Source organism: Leclercia sp. LTM14 (assembly GCF_023736175.1).
GTDB classification, from domain to species: domain Bacteria; phylum Pseudomonadota; class Gammaproteobacteria; order Enterobacterales; family Enterobacteriaceae; genus Enterobacter; species Enterobacter barmai.
In genome coordinates this window covers 36,528-56,060 of the sequence record NZ_JAIKTT010000010.1, presented here as the reverse complement: position 1 = coordinate 56,060, position 19,533 = coordinate 36,528, and the positions used below count along the sequence as shown (strand labels likewise).

Annotated in this window: 18 protein-coding genes and 2 pseudogenes; 11 read left to right on the top strand and 9 right to left on the bottom strand. The window is 51.3% G+C overall.

From position 1 onward, the window contains the following. Positions 1-35: 35 nt before the first annotated feature. The 8 genes and pseudogenes from K5I40_RS18355 (at position 36) to K5I40_RS18320 (ending at position 6,475) form a co-directional block, all read left to right on the top strand. Complete coding sequence (locus K5I40_RS18355) at positions 36-983, top strand: aldo/keto reductase (protein WP_223075153.1); 948 nt, start codon at positions 36-38, stop codon at positions 981-983. Between the two features lie 102 nt (positions 984-1,085). Continuing rightward, positions 1,086-2,120, top strand: coding sequence for an amidohydrolase family protein (locus K5I40_RS18350; RefSeq protein WP_223075152.1), 1,035 nt, complete (start codon positions 1,086-1,088; stop codon positions 2,118-2,120). A 149-nt stretch (positions 2,121-2,269) separates the two neighbouring features. Next, the gene (locus K5I40_RS18345; RefSeq protein WP_223075151.1) at positions 2,270-2,842 is read left to right on the top strand and encodes an NAD(P)H-dependent oxidoreductase; all 573 of its coding nucleotides are present in this window, start codon (positions 2,270-2,272) and stop codon (positions 2,840-2,842) included. Positions 2,843-2,844: 2 nt separating this feature from the next. Next, complete coding sequence (locus tag K5I40_RS18340) at positions 2,845-3,864, top strand: aldo/keto reductase (protein WP_223075150.1); 1,020 nt, start codon at positions 2,845-2,847, stop codon at positions 3,862-3,864. A gap of 38 nt (positions 3,865-3,902) precedes the next feature. Beyond that, a complete protein-coding gene (locus K5I40_RS18335; protein WP_223075149.1) occupies positions 3,903-4,280 on the top strand; it encodes a DUF1330 domain-containing protein in 378 nt (125 codons plus the stop codon). Between the two features lie 36 nt (positions 4,281-4,316). Beyond that, positions 4,317-4,921 (top strand): annotated as a pseudogene (locus K5I40_RS18330) (NAD(P)H-dependent oxidoreductase). Between the two features lie 40 nt (positions 4,922-4,961). Beyond that, positions 4,962-5,657, top strand: a complete 696-nt coding sequence (locus K5I40_RS18325; protein ID WP_223075286.1) for a putative quinol monooxygenase — start codon at positions 4,962-4,964, stop codon at positions 5,655-5,657. Positions 5,658-5,672: 15 nt separating this feature from the next. Continuing rightward, a pseudogene (locus K5I40_RS18320) lies at positions 5,673-6,475 on the top strand (carboxymuconolactone decarboxylase family protein). A gap of 209 nt (positions 6,476-6,684) precedes the next feature. On the opposite strand, the gene K5I40_RS18315 reads toward K5I40_RS18320, so the two are convergent. From K5I40_RS18315 to K5I40_RS18295, 5 genes are all read right to left on the bottom strand, one after another. Beyond that, positions 6,685-7,101, bottom strand: coding sequence for a type II toxin-antitoxin system VapC family toxin (locus tag K5I40_RS18315; RefSeq protein ID WP_223075147.1), 417 nt, complete (start codon positions 7,099-7,101; stop codon positions 6,685-6,687). Next, positions 7,098-7,328: a type II toxin-antitoxin system VapB family antitoxin gene (gene vapB, locus K5I40_RS18310; RefSeq protein WP_021312767.1), complete on the bottom strand. Its 231-nt coding sequence runs from the start codon at positions 7,326-7,328 to the stop codon at positions 7,098-7,100. Before vapB ends, K5I40_RS18315 begins: the two co-directional genes overlap by 4 nt. 441 nt (positions 7,329-7,769) lie before the next feature. Further along, positions 7,770-8,510, bottom strand: a complete 741-nt coding sequence (locus K5I40_RS18305; RefSeq protein WP_223075146.1) for a sulfite exporter TauE/SafE family protein — start codon at positions 8,508-8,510, stop codon at positions 7,770-7,772. 231 nt (positions 8,511-8,741) lie between these two features. Further along, a complete protein-coding gene (locus K5I40_RS18300; RefSeq protein ID WP_223075145.1) occupies positions 8,742-9,923 on the bottom strand; it encodes a PLP-dependent aspartate aminotransferase family protein in 1,182 nt (393 codons plus the stop codon). A 168-nt stretch (positions 9,924-10,091) separates the two neighbouring features. Beyond that, a complete protein-coding gene (locus K5I40_RS18295; protein ID WP_223075144.1) occupies positions 10,092-10,631 on the bottom strand; it encodes a methylated-DNA--[protein]-cysteine S-methyltransferase in 540 nt (179 codons plus the stop codon). Positions 10,632-11,012: 381 nt separating this feature from the next. On the opposite strand from K5I40_RS18295, the gene K5I40_RS18290 reads away from it, so the two are divergent. Next, positions 11,013-11,912 (top strand): DMT family transporter, encoded by a 900-nt coding sequence (locus K5I40_RS18290; protein WP_223075143.1) that lies wholly within the window; start codon positions 11,013-11,015, stop codon positions 11,910-11,912. Between the two features lie 97 nt (positions 11,913-12,009). On the opposite strand, the gene K5I40_RS18285 is transcribed toward K5I40_RS18290, so the two are convergent. Then, on the bottom strand, positions 12,010-12,891 hold the full coding sequence (locus K5I40_RS18285) for a DMT family transporter (RefSeq protein WP_251929784.1): 882 nt from the start codon (positions 12,889-12,891) through the stop codon (positions 12,010-12,012). Positions 12,892-12,992: 101 nt separating this feature from the next. Between K5I40_RS18285 and K5I40_RS18280 the strand changes: the two genes are divergently transcribed. Then, on the top strand, positions 12,993-14,327 hold the full coding sequence (locus tag K5I40_RS18280) for a PLP-dependent aminotransferase family protein (protein WP_223075141.1): 1,335 nt from the start codon (positions 12,993-12,995) through the stop codon (positions 14,325-14,327). Here the strand turns inward: K5I40_RS18280 and K5I40_RS18275 are convergent. Further along, a complete protein-coding gene (locus K5I40_RS18275; protein WP_223075140.1) occupies positions 14,293-15,126 on the bottom strand; it encodes a helix-turn-helix domain-containing protein in 834 nt (277 codons plus the stop codon). The two genes, K5I40_RS18280 and K5I40_RS18275, sit on opposite strands and share 35 nt — an antisense overlap. A 205-nt stretch (positions 15,127-15,331) precedes the next feature. On the opposite strand from K5I40_RS18275, the gene K5I40_RS18270 reads away from it, so the two are divergent. Next, positions 15,332-16,558: an MFS transporter gene (locus K5I40_RS18270; protein WP_223075139.1), complete on the top strand. Its 1,227-nt coding sequence runs from the start codon at positions 15,332-15,334 to the stop codon at positions 16,556-16,558. A gap of 490 nt (positions 16,559-17,048) precedes the next feature. On the opposite strand, the gene K5I40_RS18265 is transcribed toward K5I40_RS18270, so the two are convergent. Both K5I40_RS18265 and K5I40_RS18260 read right to left on the bottom strand, forming a co-directional pair. Beyond that, positions 17,049-17,753: an MBL fold metallo-hydrolase gene (locus K5I40_RS18265; RefSeq protein WP_223075138.1), complete on the bottom strand. Its 705-nt coding sequence runs from the start codon at positions 17,751-17,753 to the stop codon at positions 17,049-17,051. Between the two features lie 5 nt (positions 17,754-17,758). After that, on the bottom strand, positions 17,759-19,366 hold the full coding sequence (locus K5I40_RS18260; protein WP_223075137.1) for a PTS transporter subunit EIIC: 1,608 nt from the start codon (positions 19,364-19,366) through the stop codon (positions 17,759-17,761). Between the last annotated feature and the right edge of the window lie 167 nt (positions 19,367-19,533).

Below are 19,533 nucleotides of genomic sequence, written 5' to 3'. Positions count from 1 at the left end.
TCAGCAACGATCCGGCCTTTTTTCAGGAGCTGAATATGAAAACTCTTCCTCCCGTCGCGCTCGGCACATGGTCCTGGGGCACAGGCTTTGCCGGTGGCGACACCGTCTTCGGCAATCATCTTTCTGATACTCAGATGGCAGACGTGTTCACCACGGCCATGAGTAAGGGCCTCAATCTCTGGGATACCGCAGCAGTATATGGTATGGGGAGTTCAGAAGCTGCGCTGGGAACGTTAGTCCGTCAATTCCCCCGCGAGGATATGATTTTATCCACCAAATTCACGCCGCAGATTGCGAACGAACAGTCAGCACAGCCTGTCAGCGATATGCTTGAGGCCAGCCTCGGACGCCTGGGCGTGGACGCGATTGATATCTACTGGATCCACAATCCCCTCGACGTTGAGAAATGGACGCCAGGACTGATCCCACTTTTACAAAGCGGTAAGGTCAAACGCGTCGGGGTTTCCAACCACAATCTGGCACAAATTAGACGCGCCAACGAAATCCTTAACGCTTCCGGTTATTCCCTCAGTGCAGTACAGAATCATTACAGCCTGCTTTATCGCGCCTCTGAAGAGGCCGGGATCCTTGATTATTGCCGACAAAATAACATCACGTTCTTTGCTTACATGGTCCTGGAGCAAGGCGCGCTCAGTGGTCGTTATGATTCAAATCATCCCATGCCTGCCGGGAGTGGCCGGGCCGAAAGTTATAACGCAGTACTGCCGCAGATAGAAAGATTAACCGCCGCCATGAAAAAAATGGGAGCCGAAAGGAATGCCAGCGTGGCACAGATAGCCATCGCATGGGCTATTGCAAAAGGTACCTTTCCCCTCGTTGGTGCGACTAAAGTCCATCACGTTCTGGACGCCGCCTGCGCTTCAGACATCCAGTTACGCGATGAGGAAATCATCCTGCTGGAACAACTTGCCACAGAGACCAGAGTGGATACACGAGGCGCCTGGGAAAAACCGATGGTGTAAACCCCGTCCGGGACAGACGGTCATGAATGACACTCACGAACGGGCTGTTCCGGGCGATCCTAGTCTGCATCACTTTTACTGCTTTGTATTAAGGGTGAGAATATGAAAATCATTTGCCTCGAAGAACATTATCTCGACAGCGAGTTAGGGCAAGCGTGTATACCTGTTGCGTTTGAGCAGGCACCTTTCCTTGGCGACTGGGGGAAAACCGTCGCTGATGGTCATAATCCTGACCGAAGCCGGCCGCAGATAGAAAAGAATGCGCTGATAAACGCGAAAGGCGCTGATTTGGGAAGCCGCCGCCTCAGGGATATGGATGAGGCTGGAATTACCCTGCAGATCCTCTCTGTGGGCGGATTCCCCCAGCTGGCTCCCGGTGATAAAGCGGTAACATTAAATACGGCGGCAAACGACCGCCTTGCCTGGGCGGTAAGAAATCACCCGGATCGCTTCGCGGCATTTGCCACACTTCCCTGGGCACAGCCGGAAGAGGCTGAAAAAGAGCTTGTCCGCGCAGTTGAAAAAATGGGTTTTAAGGGGGCACTTCTGAATGGCCGACCCTCTTCATGCTTTCTCGATCATCCTGCCTATGACTCCCTGCTTTCCCGCTTTAATAAACTGAATGTGCCACTCTATCTTCATCCCGGATTACCGGTTAAAAGCGTGCAACAGGCCTACTTCACGGGCTTCAGCGCAGAGGTCAACGCCCGGCTCTCTATGTTTGGCTGGGGCTGGCATCACGAAGCCGGGATACATTTGTTACGGCTGATGTTATCGGGCGCATTTGATAAATATCCCCACCTGCAGGTAATCAGTGGCCACTGGGGGGAGATGCTGCCCTTCTGGCTGCAGCGTCTTGATGACAGCCTTCCGCTGGCTGCAACGGGTCTGTCACGCACGCTAACGAGAACCTTCCAGGAGCACGTTTACGTTACCCCGTCAGGTATGCTGACACTTCCGCACTTCCAGTTTATCTACGCATTAATGGGGGCAGACAGGATCCTGTTCTCCGTTGATTACCCCTATCAGACCCTGGACGGTGTAAAAACATTTATCGACAGTCTGCCCGTCAACAAGGCTGAAAAAGAGGCCATCGCGTTTCGCAATGCAGAACGTTTACTGGGCATCACGGCGTAGTTCACGGGTTCATGATGGCCGGGCACAATGAGATCCGTCGACCATTATTAGTTTTTGTCTAAAAGTGAATGAGCCTTTACTGCTCTAAAAAAATAATGGTATCACTCTATACTGGGTTAAAAATTCACCAGCCTCTTTAACGTATTGAAATGAAAAATATCCTTGTTATTTCAGGTCATCCTGAGCTGAACCATTCCGTCGCCAACGCCACTGTCCTTGATGAAGTGGCGACCGCCCTTCCCGATGCTGAAATTCGTCGTCTGGATTGGCTCTATCCGGACGGCAAATTCAATATCGCTGCGGAGCAGGAAAGCCTGCTCAGGGCCGATGTGATTGTCTGGCAGTTTCCTTTTTCCTGGTATGGGCTGCCCGGGTTAATGAAACAATGGCTGGACGAGGTCTTTGTCCATGGCTTCGCTCATGGCTCAACGGCGAAACTGGGCGGTAAAAAGCTGCTCCTCTCCTTCACTACAGGGGCGCCACAGGCGCTCTATATCGCTGACGGTTTCTTTGGCCATGCCATTGAAGAGTATCTTATTCCGTTCGAGACCACGGCAAAACTGTGCAATCTTGAGCTGCTGGCGCCGGTTTATACCTGCGGTATCAGCTATGCCGACCGGGATGGCGACAAAATCGCGCAGCAAAAAACGCTTGCCCGGGAACACGCTTCAAGGCTTGTCGATCTGCTCAATTCCGTCGTGAATAATCCAGAGGGAGAATAACGATGCAATATACCCGGCTCGGTAAAAGTGACTTACTGGTCTCCCGCATCTGTATGGGATGTATGGGGTTTGGCGACCCGTTAACGGGCCAGCATCGCTGGACGCTGGACGAAACAGCAAGCCGGGACATCATCCGCTACGGTCTCGAAAAGGGTATCAATTTTTACGATACCGCCATCGCCTATCAGAACGGCTCCAGCGAGCGATACGTTGGCCGGGCGCTGCGGGAGATGGCAAAACGCGAGGACGTGGTGCTGGCCACCAAGTTTCTGCCACGAACCGCCGCGCAAATTGCCGCGGGGATCGGCGGAAAAGAGGCAATAGCCCGATCACTCGACCAGAGCCTGCAGAATCTGGGGATGGACTACATCGACCTCTACATTTACCACATCTGGGATTACAACACGCCAGTTATTGAGGTGCTTGAAGCGCTTCATGCCGCCGTTACTGCGGGCAAAGTGCGCGCTATTGGTATTTCCAATTGCTATGCCTGGCAGCTTGCGAAAGCGAACGCCCTTGCCGAACGCGAAGGGCTGACGGCCTTTGTTTCAATGCAAAGCCACTACAACCTGATTATGCGTGAAGATGAACGAGAGCTCTTCGGTCTGTGCGCTGAAGATGATATCGCCATGACCCCCTATAGCGCGCTGGCGAGCGGTCGTCTCTCCCGGAAAGAAGGCCACACGCGGCGAGCCTCCGAGGATGCCTATGCCCGCGGAAAATATGACAGCATGGCTGAACAGGATCGGAGCATTATCGAGCGCGTCGCCGAGCTTGCTGAACGACATCAGGTGTCCATGACGGAAATCACACTCGCCTGGCTGCTGACAAAAGTCACGTCACCTGTCGTAGGGGCCACAAAAAAAGATCACGTCGATGGCGCGGTTAACGCCGTAAATCTTCAACTAAGCCCGGAGGAAATCCGGTTTCTGGAAGAAACCTACCAGCCGCACGTTCTGACGGGGATCATGGCGCAAAACACGCCGCAAACGAAAGACGCCAGGCAGGTCTGGACGCGGTAGCCCTTATTCACTTTCATGAAAGCTTATGAGGAGGAAGGATGATTTTTAAAACAGTGGTAGCCACTCTTTTCACCCTCTCCGGGCTCGCGTCAGCCCTGGCAGCAACGCCTGCTTATTACATCGCAGAGTTTCAGGCGACCGATCTTGACGCTATCAAACCGTACAGCGCTCAGGTTGAATCCACCTTCAGACCTTTTGGTGGACGCTTCATCGTCAGAGGAGGTGAACCCGATGTTAAAGAAGGGTTTGGAGCACAGGGCAGACTGGTTGTAATCAAGTTTGAGAGTCTCAAAAATGCCCAGGACTGGTATAGCTCGGCCGCGTACCAGAAGATCATCCCTATCCGTCACCGTTCCGGCAATTCGCGAACCTATATCGTAGAAGGATTGCCAGAATTGGCTCCAGTTACACCATAGCGTTTTACAATCCTGTTAAGACAAAGGAGGTTTATGATGGTGTTACTCCAGCGCAGAGCAGCAGCATTGTTTTTGTTTGCCTTTATCTTCCTCATGCCCGTTAGTTATGCTCATAGCCGTGAAAAGACCGACATTAAAACGCTCGTTATCGTCTCTCACCCTTATCCGGAACGCTCAGTTCTGACAAAAGGGCTGCAGGAAGCCGCTGAGAGTCTGGAAGGCGTGACGGTTCGCAACCTTGAGACGCTGTATGGCTATGACACACATCGGATTAATGGCGACGCGGAGCGAAAAATGATGCGTGAGCACAGGCGTGTTGTTTTTATCTTCCCGACACACTGGTTCAATATTACGCCGATGATGAAGGCCTGGCTGAATGAAACCTGGGGAAGTGTCGGACCCGGTTTGTGGCAGGGAAAGGAGATGTTTATTGTCAGTACGGCTGCGGGGGGAAGCTCCACTTACGGGCCGGACGGCAGGATCGGGGTATCGCTTGCGGATGTGTTTTTACCGATGAAGGCAAGCGCCCTGCATGCAGGTATGACGTGGCTTCCTCCCCTCGTCTTTGAGAGCGCCAGCAGCGATCGGTTACCTTCTTACCAACTGAACTTATAGAACGTCTTAAACAGCCATTTCAGTAAAAGGATCATCGTGAAAAAGACTCTTATGCTTTTAATTTGCATGCTGATAAGCAGCCCTGTCTTTGCAACAAAACTGGACGCGCCGGATAAGCGAGTGATGAATCTCTTTGAGCTCGGCGTCAGGCCCGATCGGGACAAAGATTTTGCAGACGTAGCCAGACAGACGATTTCCGCTTCGGTTGATCATGAAGCAGGTACGCTGGCGATGTACGCCCTGCACCGCAGCGACAATCCACGTCAGGCATTCATGGTCGAACTCTATGGAAACGAAAGTGCTTACCGCAAACATCTGAATGCCGAACCATATAAGGCATTCGCTGCCCGGGCACCTGACATTATCGATCGGAAAAATAAAATCACCCTGGAGCCCCAATTTCTGGGGGACAAACACATCATACCGGATGAGCGAACCATTAATAATCTGGTAATCGTCGAGGTAAAGCCTGAATTTCAGACCGAGTTTAAAAACATCGTCCTGCCCGAAATGGCGGAATCGCTCAAAGTAGAGAAAGGTGTATTAGCGATGTATGCCGCTACAGATTCACAGACTCCGAACCGCTGGTATTTCTATGAGATTTACGCCAGTGAGGAAGCGTATCAACTGCACCGACAAACGCCACACTTCCGTGACTATCTCAGGCAAACGGCGCATATGAGCGCCAGTAAGGACGCTATCCCGGTAAAACCGGTATTTCTTCGTAACAGAAGCGGAATCAAACAGGATCCGCACCGTTGACCAGTGAGGATTAACATGAAAAGCGTAATTGCAGCGGCGGCCATGTCGCTTGTTATTTCTGATTTTGCTACTGCTGAGGAAACAAAAGGTAAAGCGATGATGAAAATTGAACCTTCAACAATTTCGGAAGCTGATATTCGTTCCGTTTCACCGGCTCTTGCGCGCTTTGGTCGAGAAGCGATTACTGAAGATCTGTGGACACGCGATGCCCTCTCGCCCAGGGATCGTAGTATGGTGACCGTCGCCATGCTAATTGCCAGAAACCAGCCTGGCGACCTTAAGCACTATATAGACATTGCCCTTGATAATGGCGTTACGCCAGCGGAGTTGTCAGAAATCATTACCCATCTGGCGTTCTACTCAGGTTGGCCAAATGCAATGTCAGCCGTCAGCGTGACCAAAGCAGTATTTGAAACTCGTGGCGTCACGGCAGATGCACTTCCTGAAGCTTCTCCGGACCTGCTTCCTCTCAATCAGGAAGCAGAAAAGCAGCGTTCAGAGACAGTGGAAAAAATGTTGGCCCAATATCTCCGGGCCTGGTTAAATTCACTGCAGATCCACTGTTCCTGGATCTCTGGCAAAGACCCGCGCTGAAACCCCGCGACAGAAGCCTGATTACGGTCAGCGCGTTAATCGCATCCGGACAGAGCGCGCAGATTGGCTATCACCTGAACAGAGCGATGGATAATGGACTTTCTGCAGAAGAAGCGGGAGAAGTAGTTACCCAGGCTGCGTTCTACGCTGGCTGGCCAAATGCATTTACCGCAGCACCGGTTGTGGGTGAAGTCTTACGTAACCGCGCGTCCAGCAGGGAATAAAAACGACAGGAGGGACGATTATAGCGGTCCTTTCTATATTTTTATTCCTCAGACGATTTCTCGTTGTCAAAATTAATAACATTGCGGACATAGCAGGATATACAAGCCCAGCCAGCGTGTCCGCAGATAATGATCATCCTCATGTCAGTTACATCCAGTGCGGGCGCAAAGCAAATCGGACAGTCCTCCTTCATGCGTTCTTTCTGCCGTCAGTTAACCCAGTCCTCCAGCGTCAGGCCCGGAACCCGCTCAAACTCCCGCGTATTATTCGTTACCAGTACCGCGCCGGCCGCCATGGCGTGCCCGGCAATCGCCGTATCGTTCGGGCCGATCGGCGTGCCGGCGAGGCGCAGCGCCACCTTAATCTTCGTGGTCGCATCCACCGCAGCGCGATCCCAGGGCAGGACGGCATCGAGGCGGGAGCAGAACGCGTCAACCAGCTGCACGTGGCGGGGCGATGCCTTCGGGCCGTTGGCGCCAAAGCACATCTCGGAATAAGTGATGGCCGAAACCACAATACGGTGACCCCGCAGCACCGCCTGCTCCAGGCGTTTCAGCACGGCTTCCGGCTGCTCGCGCATGATGAATGAGCAGATGTTCGTGTCGAGCATATACATTTTGTTCACAGGTTAAATCGTCCTTCGTCGCTGACAACGTCCTCGCGCTCCGCCATAAAGTCCGGGTCGGCCTTCTCGAGCTGCGCGAACGAGCCCCAGGTCGGTCGGACGGGACGCAGGATGATGCTGTCCCCTTCCCGGACGATCTCCAGCTCGCTCACCCCCTCAAAATCCAGATCGCGGGGCAGACGGATGGCGCGGTTGTTGCCGTTTTTAAATATCGATACGGTTCTCATCGTGTTTCTCCCGATATTCGGACCTCTCCGAAGGTGGTAATGCGCCGGGTGTGCGCATAGGCTAAGTATATGCTAATTATGTTTGGTTGTGTATATGTATTGCATATACAGATGCCTGGCATATGGATATGCCACACCTATGCACAGTTCTCTTTCTTTTCGCAAAGATCCGAAAAAAGGTAAAGTCGGATCTCTGTCTTCGGGACAATTAGGAAGCTGCCTGGCAGAAGTCGTAGGGAGATAAATAGGGAGTTAAAGGCAAGAGATGGATACTCCGGAAGCTATCGGAGGCAGCCCCTCTCGTTAGGTACACACAGACCGGATCCGCAACTGAAGCTATGTCACACCGCTGGCTGGTTGAGGATCAAGCGGGTATATGGCATTGCAGGAGCCTGAACCATTACATTGCAAAGCAGTAACCGCGGGCGTACAAAAACGGAATTACATAAACGGTCTCATAACCAGCTCTGTTCCAAGCAGGATCAGAAATATCAAAAAGCCTTTCCGGAAGGATGCTGTGCTAATCCGGTTCCTTACTTTTTGCCCAAGCCACATGCCGAGCAAGGATGGCACAATGGCAACACATGAAGAGGTGAGTTCGCCTGCGGCAAAACTGCCGTGAACGGCCAGGGCTGCAGCCATGGCTACGGCAGATACAGTAAAGGACAGGCCCAGAGCCTGAACGAGCTCATCTTTTTCCAGAGAAAGTGACTGAATGTAAGGCACTGATGGGATTGTGGATACCCCTGTCGCGCCAGTGATAATGCCTGTCACTATTCCGGTTAACGGTCCCAGCCATCGCTGGGTTTTCTGGCTCAAAAGCACAGCAGGCGCGATTAGCGCATAAAGTGCGTAGCTTATCAATGCCAGCCCCAGACCAAATACAGCCCATTCCGGTCGCGCTGATACCAGGGCAAACGAGCCTACAAAGGTGCCGGGAATGATGCAAAACACCAGGGGCCAGAGTTTTTTAAGCAGGCGGGAGGTTGAAGGGCCGGTAAACAGCTGCCAGAAATTTGTGACAAATGAAGGGATAATGATCATTGCGGCGGCGGCAGGTAGAGCGATGAAAAGGCTAAGTATGCCTATCGCCACGGTTGGCAGGCCCATGCCCGTGAGACCCTTCACTACGCCAGCTGCGAAAAAAGTCATCAAAAGGATAATGACGAAATACTCACTCATAGCATTGCACTCAGCTGAAGTTAGCCAGATGGTCGCCCGAATCCTGCAGTCTTACAGAACCGGCTCCGGGTTAAGGCGGTACTTGTGTTTGACCAGGCTGGATCCAAATTGACGGTAAAGAGGATGAGCGACGCTAAGATGTTTTAAAAACGACATAGTGGCAGCGGTGCCGCCACTTTGTTGCTGAAAAATTCAGTCGTTTCTGTTTATGCCGGAAAAAAACTGCCCTGATTAAAGATGCGCTAATGCCCTTTCAAGGTCATTGCACAGATCCCGGGGGCTTTCGAGCCCAATATGCAGACGAACAAGCCTTCCTTCATCCGGTAAAACCGCAAGCGAGCGTAAATGATGCGGAACTGCCGGCATGACAAGACTTTCGAAACCGCCCCAACTGGTGCCCAGGCCAAATAACTTCAGGGAATTTATGAACAATTCAAAGGACGTTTCGTTGCAGTTTTTAAGCTCAACGGTAAACGGTCCGGGCGCACCGGTGAACTGTGATTTCCATAAGCTATGGCCTGGATCTGGCGGCAATGCCGGGAACATGACTTTTTTGATGGCTGGTAGTTCACATAAAAAATTAGCGACTTCGCGGGCGTTTTCATGATGTTGTTTCATCCTGACAGCCAGGGTCCTCAGTCCACGCAGGACCAGCCAGCAGGCGTCTGCAGAGGCATGTGAGCCGAAACGGTCGCACCAGACTCTGGTTGAGGCCAGGGCATCATATGACCCGGTAACAAGGCCCATCATTAAATCTGAGTGACCATTGATGTATTTCGTGGCAGCGTGAATGGAAATATCCACGCCCAGCGCATGGGCATCGAAGAAAACAGGAGTGCCCCAGGTCCCGTCACAGGCCACCGGAATGTTTCGCTTTTTGGCAGTCAGGCACACGGCCCGGACATCGATCATGTCCATCGTAAGCGAGGCTGGAACCTCAATGAAAATGAGCGTTGTCGCTTCGTTAATCATTGTTTCCAGATCGACTGCATTATCAAAATATTCAACCCGGCTTCCTATCATGTTCAGGCTGTTGTCACAAAGCGCCTTGGTTGGACCATACACATTTCGCTGGACAAGAATATGACTGCCTTGAGAAGCATGAGCACTGATAACGGCCGCAATCGCGCTCAAACCAGATGACGTTGCAATGCAGGTTTCAGCGTTGCTAATCCGGGCCATTGCTGCCTGGAGTTCGAAATTGGTTGAGGTACCCGAACGTCCGTAGCGAGGTGATTCAAACACTACGCCTTTGTATGAATTTTTGAATTCGCTTAATGTGCGGAAAACGGTGGTTGAAGCCCGCACTAATGGCGGGTTAACGGAATTGGTTATTTCCGCAGATTCCCGGCCAAGATGCACAAGTGCTGTTTCAATGCCCGTGATGATATTTTCGGAATCTGCAGTTTTCATAAAACTCCCGTTTACTTGTAGATTAAGCGGCACGTAGTGCGGGCCAGGCCTGGTGTTATCTGAATCATATCGTCTGCCGCTAAATTTTAACCGCCAAATGATTTAAACGACCCGCCAAAATGCCATGATTTTTAACCTGTTAAAACGGAGAGCTGGCAGCAGTGGATTTTATAAAGCCGTACCTTTGACCGGGACGGTCATTACGGATACGTCGACCCCTTCCAGTTCTAGGAGCTTCACTTTTTTATCAATTCCCCCGGCGAAGCCTGTCAGGCTCCCGCCCGCGCCAATTACCCTGTGGCAGGGAATGATGATCGAAACGGGATTGCGACCGACGGCACCCCCAATAGCCTGACCAGCCATGCTCTGACGGCCCATGAGGGCAGCCATTTTTTTTCCCAGGGCACCGTAGGTTGTAAATTCACCATAAGGGATCTGGCAGAGCAGGTCCCATACGTTACGTCGGAATTCACTACCCCGTGGGGCGAGGGGTATTCGTCTGAGAGGGGGATTTTTTCCCAGAAAATAGTCATCCAGCCATTTTTTTGCTGCGACATGAACGGGAAGTTCAGTGCTCTGCACGTCAGCATTTTTTAGTGTGTCCGCATAATATTTCTGCCCTGCCAGCCATAATCCCACCAGGTTTTGTTCATCGCTGGCCAGAGTAATGGAACCCACTGGCGATTCGTATTCACTCGTATAAAACATGTTGTCTCCTCGGTTTACTTATAAAAATGACAACAATACCTTTATGATTATCGCGAATAAAAAGGTTTTTCTGAGCATTTCAGTGATGTAAAGGCATCCGGCTGTGCTGCTTTGTTTTTTTAATATTATTAACCGTTGAATCCATTTCCTGCAAACAGCGTTAATCAGCGATAATTATCTGATCATGACCAGGCTGTCCGTCAGCATCACAAAGAGGGAGGCAATGACAGGATATGATAACAAAGGCTTTTCTTTTCAACGAAGATATGCTCTTTTAAAAAAAGACAGGGCGTCATGATGGTTTCCGCATCAAATGTCAGGTCATTCAGATTTTGTGAATCACAATATCAGGCAACATAACAGGGTATCCGGTAAATAAAAATGTCCAGGCATGCTAATCCACGACTTATAACAGAACTTGGCCTTTTGGTTTTATTGTCTTTTATATGGGGGAATTCTTTTACCTTAATGAAAGTCGCAGTCGAAACAATATCACCGTTAACACTGACTGCTTTCCGGGTATTTGTGGCGGCATTGAGTTTATATGTAGTCATGCGTTATCAGTCATTAACTTTTCCCCGTCATGGCAAGGTCTGGCTGTTTTTTACGGCACAAGGATTTTTACAGTGTGCGCTGCCCTATACGCTCATCAGTTGGGGAGAGCAGGAAATTACCAGCGGGCTCGCAGGCGTACTGAACTCCACACCGCCGGTATTTGTTCTGCTCATTGCCTGGCTGCTCGGGGCCGGAACCAGCGAACTGACGGGCAGAAAAATAGCAGGTACAGTGACCGGTCTTGCTGGCGTCGTGCTGATTATGGGGGTATCAGTATTCCGGGATGCCGGACATGCTGCCCCTCTTGCTCAACTTGCCGTGCTTGCGGCCAGCTTTTGCTATGCCCTGTCTCCCCTGATTGTGTCCCGTTTTTCAGGGATCCCCCCGCTCGTCACAGCGACCGGTTCTATGATGTCCGCCACTGTAATGATGCTGCCCGTTTCCATTATTTTTGATAAACCCTGGATGCTGTCACCAGGCAACGAAGCGTTATTTTCCGCCTGTATACTCGCCATATTATGCACAGCACTTGCGATGTTAATTTATTTCCGACTGGTGATTACGCTTGGACCTTTGATTACAACCAGTGGAGGATATCTGCGGGCAGGATTTTCCGTTCTTTCAGGCATGCTTTTCTTAAATGAATCTTTCTCATTATCAACCTGTGCAGGAATGTTTTTGATCGTTCTTGGCATTGTTATTATTACTGCACCAATAAAAAAATAAAATTATTACTACTATTAAACAAAATTTTCCGTGGCGAAATAGCCTGATTCAGACTGTTTATTTCTGAATGATAATCTGAATCAGGAAGATTTCATCATTATTTATAGGCGAATTTTTTAGAGCCACTGACGCATATTACTACCCCAAGGGTGACCAGTATCATTAATGTGCTGACTTTTTCATGCAGGAGCGTCGCGGAGAGTGCCAGCCCGATAAACGGCTGCAGTAATTGCAGTTGGCCAACGGCTGCTATACCGCCTGCAGCAAGACCTTTATACCAGAAGATAAAACCGATCAGCATACTGAACAGTGAAACATAGCCCAGCCCCAGCCACCCTGTGACTGAGACACTGGATAATGACGCGGGAAAGGTAAACAGGAGCGCGCTAAACATTACCGGAAGAGAAATAATCAGTGCCCAGCTGATAACCTGCCAGCCACCGAGTTCACGCGTCAGTTTTGCACCTTCTGCGTATCCGAGACCGCAGACAATCACCGCGGCCAGCATGAGCAGGTCACCGGTCAGAGAAGTATTGCTTGCCTGGCTCAGGGCAAAAGCGACGACAAGTAAGCTCCCGGCACCTGAGCATAGCCAGAAAGGTATACCAGGTTTTTCGCCTCCCCTTATTACCCCAAATAGCGCTGTTGATAACGGCAGCAGCCCTAAAAATACGAGAGAGTGCGCGGAAGACACATGTTCGAGCGCAAGGGCGGTCAGAAGAGGGAAACCGAGCACCACTCCGAGCGCCACAACCAGCAGGGCGCCAGCCTGCCTGAACGATGGTACTTTTTGCTTCATGGCCAGGATCATGGCCAAACCTAGTAAGCCGGCTATCGTTGCCCTGCTGAAGGTCAAAAAGAACGGACTGAAATCGGCTATTGCCATTTTGGTTGCCGGTAACGACCCGCTGAAAATACACATGCCCGTGAATCCGTTGATCCAGCCGGATGCTGATTTTTTTTCTGTTTTAAGCAACATTTTTTCCCTGACCTGCACTCGCGATGTTTGTAATTGACGGAAGGCATAGTAGGAGCAACAATTTATGGCAATCAAATAATTGTCATGGATACACTTTCTTTATGCGTGCCCGATACAAGTCGCTGGTCGATGATATGGCTGCCAAAATCCGGAACGGAACGTTGACTGCAGGCACACAGCTCCCGACGCACCGGGCGCTTGCTATACAGGCAGGTATTTCCCTGGCTACGTCCTCAAGGGTTTATGCCGAACTTGAGCTCATGGGGCTCGTCAAAGGGGAAACGGGGCGTGGCACCTTTGTGCGGGAATTTCCCGTATCGCCCGGTCAGCATGTTGATCAACATGCTGTGGCGACAGACATGCTGGATTTGAATTTCAATTATCCAGCCTTACCTGAACAGGCTGAGCTACTGAGAGAGGCATTTCGGCAGCTGACATCTGCAGGCGATATCGAGTCATTTTTGCGCTACCAGCCCCATGCCGGCCGCGTGCAGGATCGTCTGAGCATTGCCGAGCACCTGTCTGGTGCTGATTTCAGGCCTGCTGCGGATGATGTGTTGATTGTTAACGGAGCCCAGCATGGACTGGCAATGGTTGCCCTTGGGTTGCTCAGTCCGGGCGACGTCGTTGCGGTAGACAGCCTGACTTATCCGGGCTTTAAGGCTGTTGCCGGACTGGCGCATCTCGAGCTCTTACCCATTCCGCCTGCCGGACAAGGAGCCGATCTGGATGTACTCGAATCGTTATGTAGGCTGCGGAGAATCAGGGCAATTTATACCATGCCCACCCTGCATAATCCTATGGGCTGGGTAACTGACTTACCGCACCGGCTCAGGCTGATCGCTCTGGCACGCCGGTATGATATGTTGATCATTGAAGACGCGGCCTGGTCATTCCTGATTGAAAACAGTCCGCCGCCACTGGCAGCTCTCGCACCGGAACGCACTATCCATGTAACAGGTTTTTCCAAAAATATCGCAGCCGGCCTTCGTATCGGCGCGCTGATTTGCCCGCAATCGATGAGAGAGCCTCTCGAGCGTGCAATCCGCACGACGACATGGAACACACCCTCAATTATCACAGCCATTACAACGGCATGGCTTAACGATGGGACCGTGAAGCGCCTGGAAGCGCTTAAACGAAAAGATGCCTTGTTACGCCAGTCCATGGCACGCCAGATCTTTGGCGAAATGACCTGCCTGAGTCATCCTGCCTCCTATTTTCTCTGGCTGCCTTTATCGGGTGAAGAGCGTGCGGATAAAATCTTAAAGTACCTGATTCCTGAAAAGATATCCGTTTCCACTGCAGAACCTTTCAGTACGGGAAAATACGTGCCACAGGCGATCAGAATTGCACTGGGTTCGATACCGGTTGAAAAACTTGAGCATGCACTGAACAGGATCAAAGAGGCCGTTCTTTATCAGCGGGATCTCTGAGAGCCTCAAGGCTTCCTTCGGGGACGTCCGTAAGTTTATCGTCCACCCGCATTGTGAACGTCGCCGGCGTCCTGCCGGTTATGGTGCGAAAGGACGAAATAAACGATGCAGGACATGAAAAACCGAGCTGATAGGCAATCTGTTTTACCGGGATACCATCAGAAAGCATGTCAAACGAAGCAAATACCCGGGCCCGCTGTTTCCAGGTACGGAAGCTGTAGCCGGTATCGGCAGTAAAAAAGCGAGTAAACGTACGCTCTGACATTGCTGCCCTGGCGGCAAGCTGGCTTAATGATGTATCCCAGTCATTATTAATCAGTATATCGAGTGCAATCCTGTGCAGCTTTTCGTCACGCGGCATGGGCAGGTCAACCGGCAGTGCCTCTGTTTCATTGAGGATCCTCAGCAACACCTGCGCCATCAGTTTCTGGGTCTCCTGGTTAAAACGATTTTCAAAGAGCTGGCCAATGACCTGGCGTACAAAGGGCGTAACCTCAATCACATGGATGTGTTCAAGTACCCGGCCATCGCAGGCCGCCCTGACAAAGTCTCTGCTGAAATACACGGTGCGTAAGTCAGTCTGCGAGAGGAGATTAAAGGCATGCACCTCACCCGCAGGAAGCCACAGTGCCCGCTGTGGAGGAATAATCCACTGTTTTTCCCCGGAATCAACCAGCATCACGCCCTTCTCGGCGAATAACAGCTGCCCCCGATCATGAGAATGGGCAGGGTTGTACTCCCCACGCTGATAGGTTTTGGCGAGACATCCCCAGTCTCCCGAATGGTCTACGTTTGTCATTTTAGCTATATCGATTGGCGGTTAAAATTTAATAAGAATGTTTATTATTTACGTCCGGTGTTCTGGATCGAAATATAGCCTACTCCATTCATCCTTACCGATTGCAGCATCCCGGCAGTTTATATCTGCCCCTGAATGCCGGACCCAGGACTCACCGCCACAATGTCCATGATGAGTAGCGCACCTGCAAAAGAGAACTTACTTTATGTCATCAACCGAAGTTAATCACGCTCCGCCAGAAGGTACCAACGTTGCGTCGGATACGGGTAAATTTTTAACCAATATCGTTGGCGCCGTCGCGCTGACGCATGGCTGTAATGACCTGATTCAGGCAACACTGCCGTCAATCTATCCGATGCTTAAAGCTAACTATGCGCTGAGCTATGCCCAGATCGGGATGATTGCCCTTGTATACCAGATTACGGCTTCCCTGCTACAGCCCTGGGTCGGTTTATATACGGACAAACACCCGAAACCCTACCTGCTGCCCCTGGGGATGTGCGTAACGCTAATAGGTATTGGTGTTTTGGCTGTGGCCGGAAGCTATGCCATGCTCATTCTTGCCGCTGCTCTTGTGGGAGTGGGATCGTCAACATTCCATCCGGAGGCATCAAGGGTTGCCCGTATGGCATCGGGCGGACGATTTGGCACCGCGCAGTCGGCCTTTCAGGTCGGCGGCAATGCTGGCACAGCTTTTGGGCCGGTGATTGCCGCCCTGCTGATCCTGCCTCACGGCCAGTTCTCTGTGTCATGGCTGATGCTTATTGCACTGCTGGCGATCGTTGTGCTGGCACGCATAAGCCGCTGGACCATTCATCACAACCGAACGTTTGTCAAAAAACACGGCGATCAGGACATTGTCCGTTTACCGCGAGGTAAAGTGATTCTGGCGCTGAGCGTCGTCGGTGTGCTGTTGCTGGCGAAATTTACCTATATCGCCTCAATCAGTAACTACTACACGTTTTACCTGATTCAGCGTTTCGACATTCCGCTGGAAAAAGCCCAGTTCTGTCTTTTTGCCTTCCTGGCCGCTGTCGCTGTGGGTACTTTTGTAGGGGGGCCGGTCGGCGATCGGATCGGACGAAAAGCGGTGATCTGGATTTCATTTCTGGGCGTAATTCCCTTTGCGCCAATATTGCCGCATGCAAACTTTTTCTGGACCGTGACCCTTACGTTGATCATAGGGCTCATCCTTTCTTCAGCCTTCGCGGCACTTGTCGTTTATGCGCAGGAAGTCATTCCCGGTCGCACAGGGATGGTTGCGGGTATTATGTTCGGGACGATGTTTGGCGTGGGCGGTATTGCGGCTGCGGGACTGGGCAAACTGGCCGATCTTTATGGCATTGTTAATGTCTACAATGCCTGCGGTTTCCTGCCGTTACTGGGACTGGCCACGCTCCTGATGCCGGAAACCCATAAGAAAAAAATGTAAGTAATCAAATGCCCTGAACCGCTATGCGCGAGGGGCAGAAAATCTGGCATTCACAATACGGCATAGCCGCTTCCCTCCGGAAAACAGCAATTCTGATGAACATCAGAACAGTAGCCTGTCACTTCCATCGGTGAGGCAACTGTTCATTCAGATGTTCGTTTATAAACCCTGCGCCAGAAGCCTCCCTGCAATATGTGTCCTTGCCTTTTAATCAGCCCTGTTCCCGGCACTGTATCGACAGCATATCGTCCAGACAAGAACGGAACACGTTCTCCTGCGGGCCGTCAGTATCCTGATATCCGGTATGACGCAAATCCTTTCGTTTTTTATTACTTTATGCTGACACAAAGCTGTCCGTGGCGGTATTAACAGGGTATCAGGAAAAGGGACCTCGATTTTGTATCCTGGTCCGGAAGGCGTTTCGCTTAAAACGCCGTCTTTAGACGCAAAAACGGGCGCCAGGGCGCCCGTGTGGTCAGTTGATGTCCGATCAACGATTGTTCAGCATCCAGTATTTGTAGGCAATTTTAATGCTTTCATGAGCATCGTTGCCCACGCGAGGAATACCGTGGCCTCCGACAATGATGGTTGGCTTGAGATCCATTTTCCACAGTCTGGCGAAGCTTTCTCCCAGCTTCTCGCCGCTGTAGGTCATATCACCTTTCCAGCCGGTGTAGGCTGCATCACCTTTTTCTCCGTCGGGATAGAAGGTGTCACCGCTGAACAGTACGCGATCTTCACCAATCTGTACGTAATACAGGACGGTTCCATCAGTATGACCCGGCGCCAGGATAACCTGAATGGTTAACCCGCCGATCTCCAGTACGGTGTCCTCTGTGAACGTCACATCCGGAGTACAGGGCGGCATGACATGGTTGGTCTGAGGACTTTCAGGACCAAAGTTGCCGTTAATCAGCATCGGTGCGTCTGGCGCGCCGACATAAACTTTAGCCCCTTTCTCCTGAAACCAGGCTGCACAGCCGGCATGATCGTCATGACCGTGGGTCAGAAGAACGTGAGTAATCTGCTCTTCGCTGATATCCCAGTGACTGAGGTTGGAAAGAATGGTTTCCCGGGCACCTGGTACGCTGCTGTCAATCAGCAGGTAGCCGTCGTTGTGCTGCACAACGTAGGCATTGCCCAGTTTTCCGTAAGTCCCGCCGGAAACGATGAATAATTTCTTTCTGATCTGCATAACTATCAACCTTTTTGCATTGAGTTCATGTATTCAGTGAGCTCAGTTTTGATGTGACCTACATTCAGTCCGTAAATAACCTGCGCGCTGTTGCCTTTGACGAATACGCCTGCGGCGCCAGTTTCCTTGAGTAAAGCCTGGTTAACCCTGTCCCCTGAGACCAGAGTCACGCGTAACCGCGTTGCACAGTTATCAACTTCCTCGATGTTATCCAGCCCGCCCAGGCCAACAATAATCATCTCGTTAAGACTGCTGGTAGCCGGGGCGTTTTCATTGCCGGCAACCGGAGTTCCGTCGGTTTTGCTGCTTTCATAATCAGCTTTGGTATGGAGGCGAACGTCATCCGTACTGTCCTCACGACCAGGGGTTTTCAGATTCAGTCTGGTGATCGCAATACGGAACGCGGCGTAGTAAATGAAGAAGAAGGCAATACCCGTCAGCGCTACCGGGATCCAGTGTGTCCGGTCATTACCCGGGAACACGCCGTAAATCAGGAAGTCGAAGAAGCCACCGGAGAAGGTATAACCCACGCCTGCATCCAGCATATAGACGACGGCAAAGGCAATCCCTGACAGCACGCAGTGGATCCCGAAATACAGCAGGGGTGAAGCGAACAGGAATGAGAATTCCAGCGGCTCGGTAATACCGGTAAGGAACGATGTAATAGAGGCAGAGAACAGGAGCCCTTTGGCTTTTGCCTTGTTCTGTTTCAGTGCGGTGTGGTACATCGCCAGGGCCGCCGCCGGGAAACCAAACATCATAATGACATAGTTGCCGGAATAGAATTTCGCGACTTCAGGGCTGATCACATCTCCGCTGCCCAGCTGCGCAAACAGGATATTTTGCGCCCCCACGATGACCTCACCCCCGACCGTCGCCGTTCCACCCAGCGCAGTCTGCCAGAACGGCATATAGAACACGTGGTGTAAACCGGTCGGGATCAGGGCCCGCAGAATAACCCCGTACAGGAACACGCCAAATTCACCCATGCGTGCGATGCTTGCACCAAGTGAAGCGATGCCCTCGGCAACCAGTGGCCAGATAACAGCAAAAACAATGCCCACAACAATCGCGGCTACAGAGGATACGATCGGAATAAAGCGCACACCAGAGAAGAACGCCAGCATATCCGGAAGTCTGATTTTGTAATACCGGTTATGCAGTACCGCAACGATAATCCCCATAATCACGCCACCCAGCACACTCGTATTCATGGTGTTCTGGAAGCTCAGGAAGTTTGAGATCAGTCCCTGCGTTTTTTGCAGTTCAGCCAGATCCATGAAGTTTTTCACAGTACTGGCTAATGCAGCATTCATCACAAAATATGCAATTAATGCAGAAAGCGCTGCAACTTCTTTGCTGTTTTTTGCAAGGCCAAGCGCCACGCCGACGGCAAAGAGCAGTGGTAAGATTCCAAAAAGGACATTTCCGCTGTCTGTGAGGATGCCGACAAGCTTGAACATGAAGCTCCCTTCATCAAGAAGAGTGCTTCTGGCCGGGTTAGTAAGAGTGGATCCCACGCCCAGCAACAGGCCTGCCAGAGGCAGTGCTGCGATAGGCAGGACGAAGGATTTACCTATTTTTTGTAAGAAATTGAATGCGTTATTATCCATGCCACACGACCTTAGATAGAGACAGAGATGAAGTAGAGTCAGGTAATGACAGGACTGAATATAGATCCGGCATGCATCATAATGCAATAGTTTGCGTCAAACGATGAGCTTATGATCAAATAATTGCAAAATAATGCAACCAGGGTTAGGCTGTTTGCATTGAGGAG

What these genes read in the sequence shown, in the direction of transcription:
- K5I40_RS18355 (WP_223075153.1), top strand. Translation starts at nt 36, where the DNA reads ATGAAAACTCTTCCTCCCGTCGCGCTCGGCACATGGTCCTGGGGCACA.
- K5I40_RS18350 (WP_223075152.1), top strand. Translation starts at nt 1,086, where the DNA reads ATGAAAATCATTTGCCTCGAAGAACATTATCTCGACAGCGAGTTAGGG.
- K5I40_RS18345 (WP_223075151.1), top strand. Translation starts at nt 2,270, where the DNA reads ATGAAAAATATCCTTGTTATTTCAGGTCATCCTGAGCTGAACCATTCC.
- K5I40_RS18340 (WP_223075150.1), top strand. Translation starts at nt 2,845, where the DNA reads ATGCAATATACCCGGCTCGGTAAAAGTGACTTACTGGTCTCCCGCATC.
- K5I40_RS18335 (WP_223075149.1), top strand. Translation starts at nt 3,903, where the DNA reads ATGATTTTTAAAACAGTGGTAGCCACTCTTTTCACCCTCTCCGGGCTC.
- K5I40_RS18325 (WP_223075286.1), top strand. Translation starts at nt 4,962, where the DNA reads ATGCTGATAAGCAGCCCTGTCTTTGCAACAAAACTGGACGCGCCGGAT.
- vapB (WP_021312767.1), bottom strand. Translation starts at nt 7,328, where the DNA reads ATGAGAACCGTATCGATATTTAAAAACGGCAACAACCGCGCCATCCGT.
- K5I40_RS18305 (WP_223075146.1), bottom strand. Translation starts at nt 8,510, where the DNA reads ATGAGTGAGTATTTCGTCATTATCCTTTTGATGACTTTTTTCGCAGCT.
- K5I40_RS18300 (WP_223075145.1), bottom strand. Translation starts at nt 9,923, where the DNA reads ATGAAAACTGCAGATTCCGAAAATATCATCACGGGCATTGAAACAGCA.
- K5I40_RS18295 (WP_223075144.1), bottom strand. Translation starts at nt 10,631, where the DNA reads ATGTTTTATACGAGTGAATACGAATCGCCAGTGGGTTCCATTACTCTG.
- K5I40_RS18290 (WP_223075143.1), top strand. Translation starts at nt 11,013, where the DNA reads ATGTCCAGGCATGCTAATCCACGACTTATAACAGAACTTGGCCTTTTG.
- K5I40_RS18285 (WP_251929784.1), bottom strand. Translation starts at nt 12,891, where the DNA reads ATGTTGCTTAAAACAGAAAAAAAATCAGCATCCGGCTGGATCAACGGA.
- K5I40_RS18280 (WP_223075141.1), top strand. Translation starts at nt 12,993, where the DNA reads ATGCGTGCCCGATACAAGTCGCTGGTCGATGATATGGCTGCCAAAATC.
- K5I40_RS18275 (WP_223075140.1), bottom strand. Translation starts at nt 15,126, where the DNA reads ATGACAAACGTAGACCATTCGGGAGACTGGGGATGTCTCGCCAAAACC.
- K5I40_RS18270 (WP_223075139.1), top strand. Translation starts at nt 15,332, where the DNA reads ATGTCATCAACCGAAGTTAATCACGCTCCGCCAGAAGGTACCAACGTT.
- K5I40_RS18265 (WP_223075138.1), bottom strand. Translation starts at nt 17,753, where the DNA reads ATGCAGATCAGAAAGAAATTATTCATCGTTTCCGGCGGGACTTACGGA.
- K5I40_RS18260 (WP_223075137.1), bottom strand. Translation starts at nt 19,366, where the DNA reads ATGGATAATAACGCATTCAATTTCTTACAAAAAATAGGTAAATCCTTC.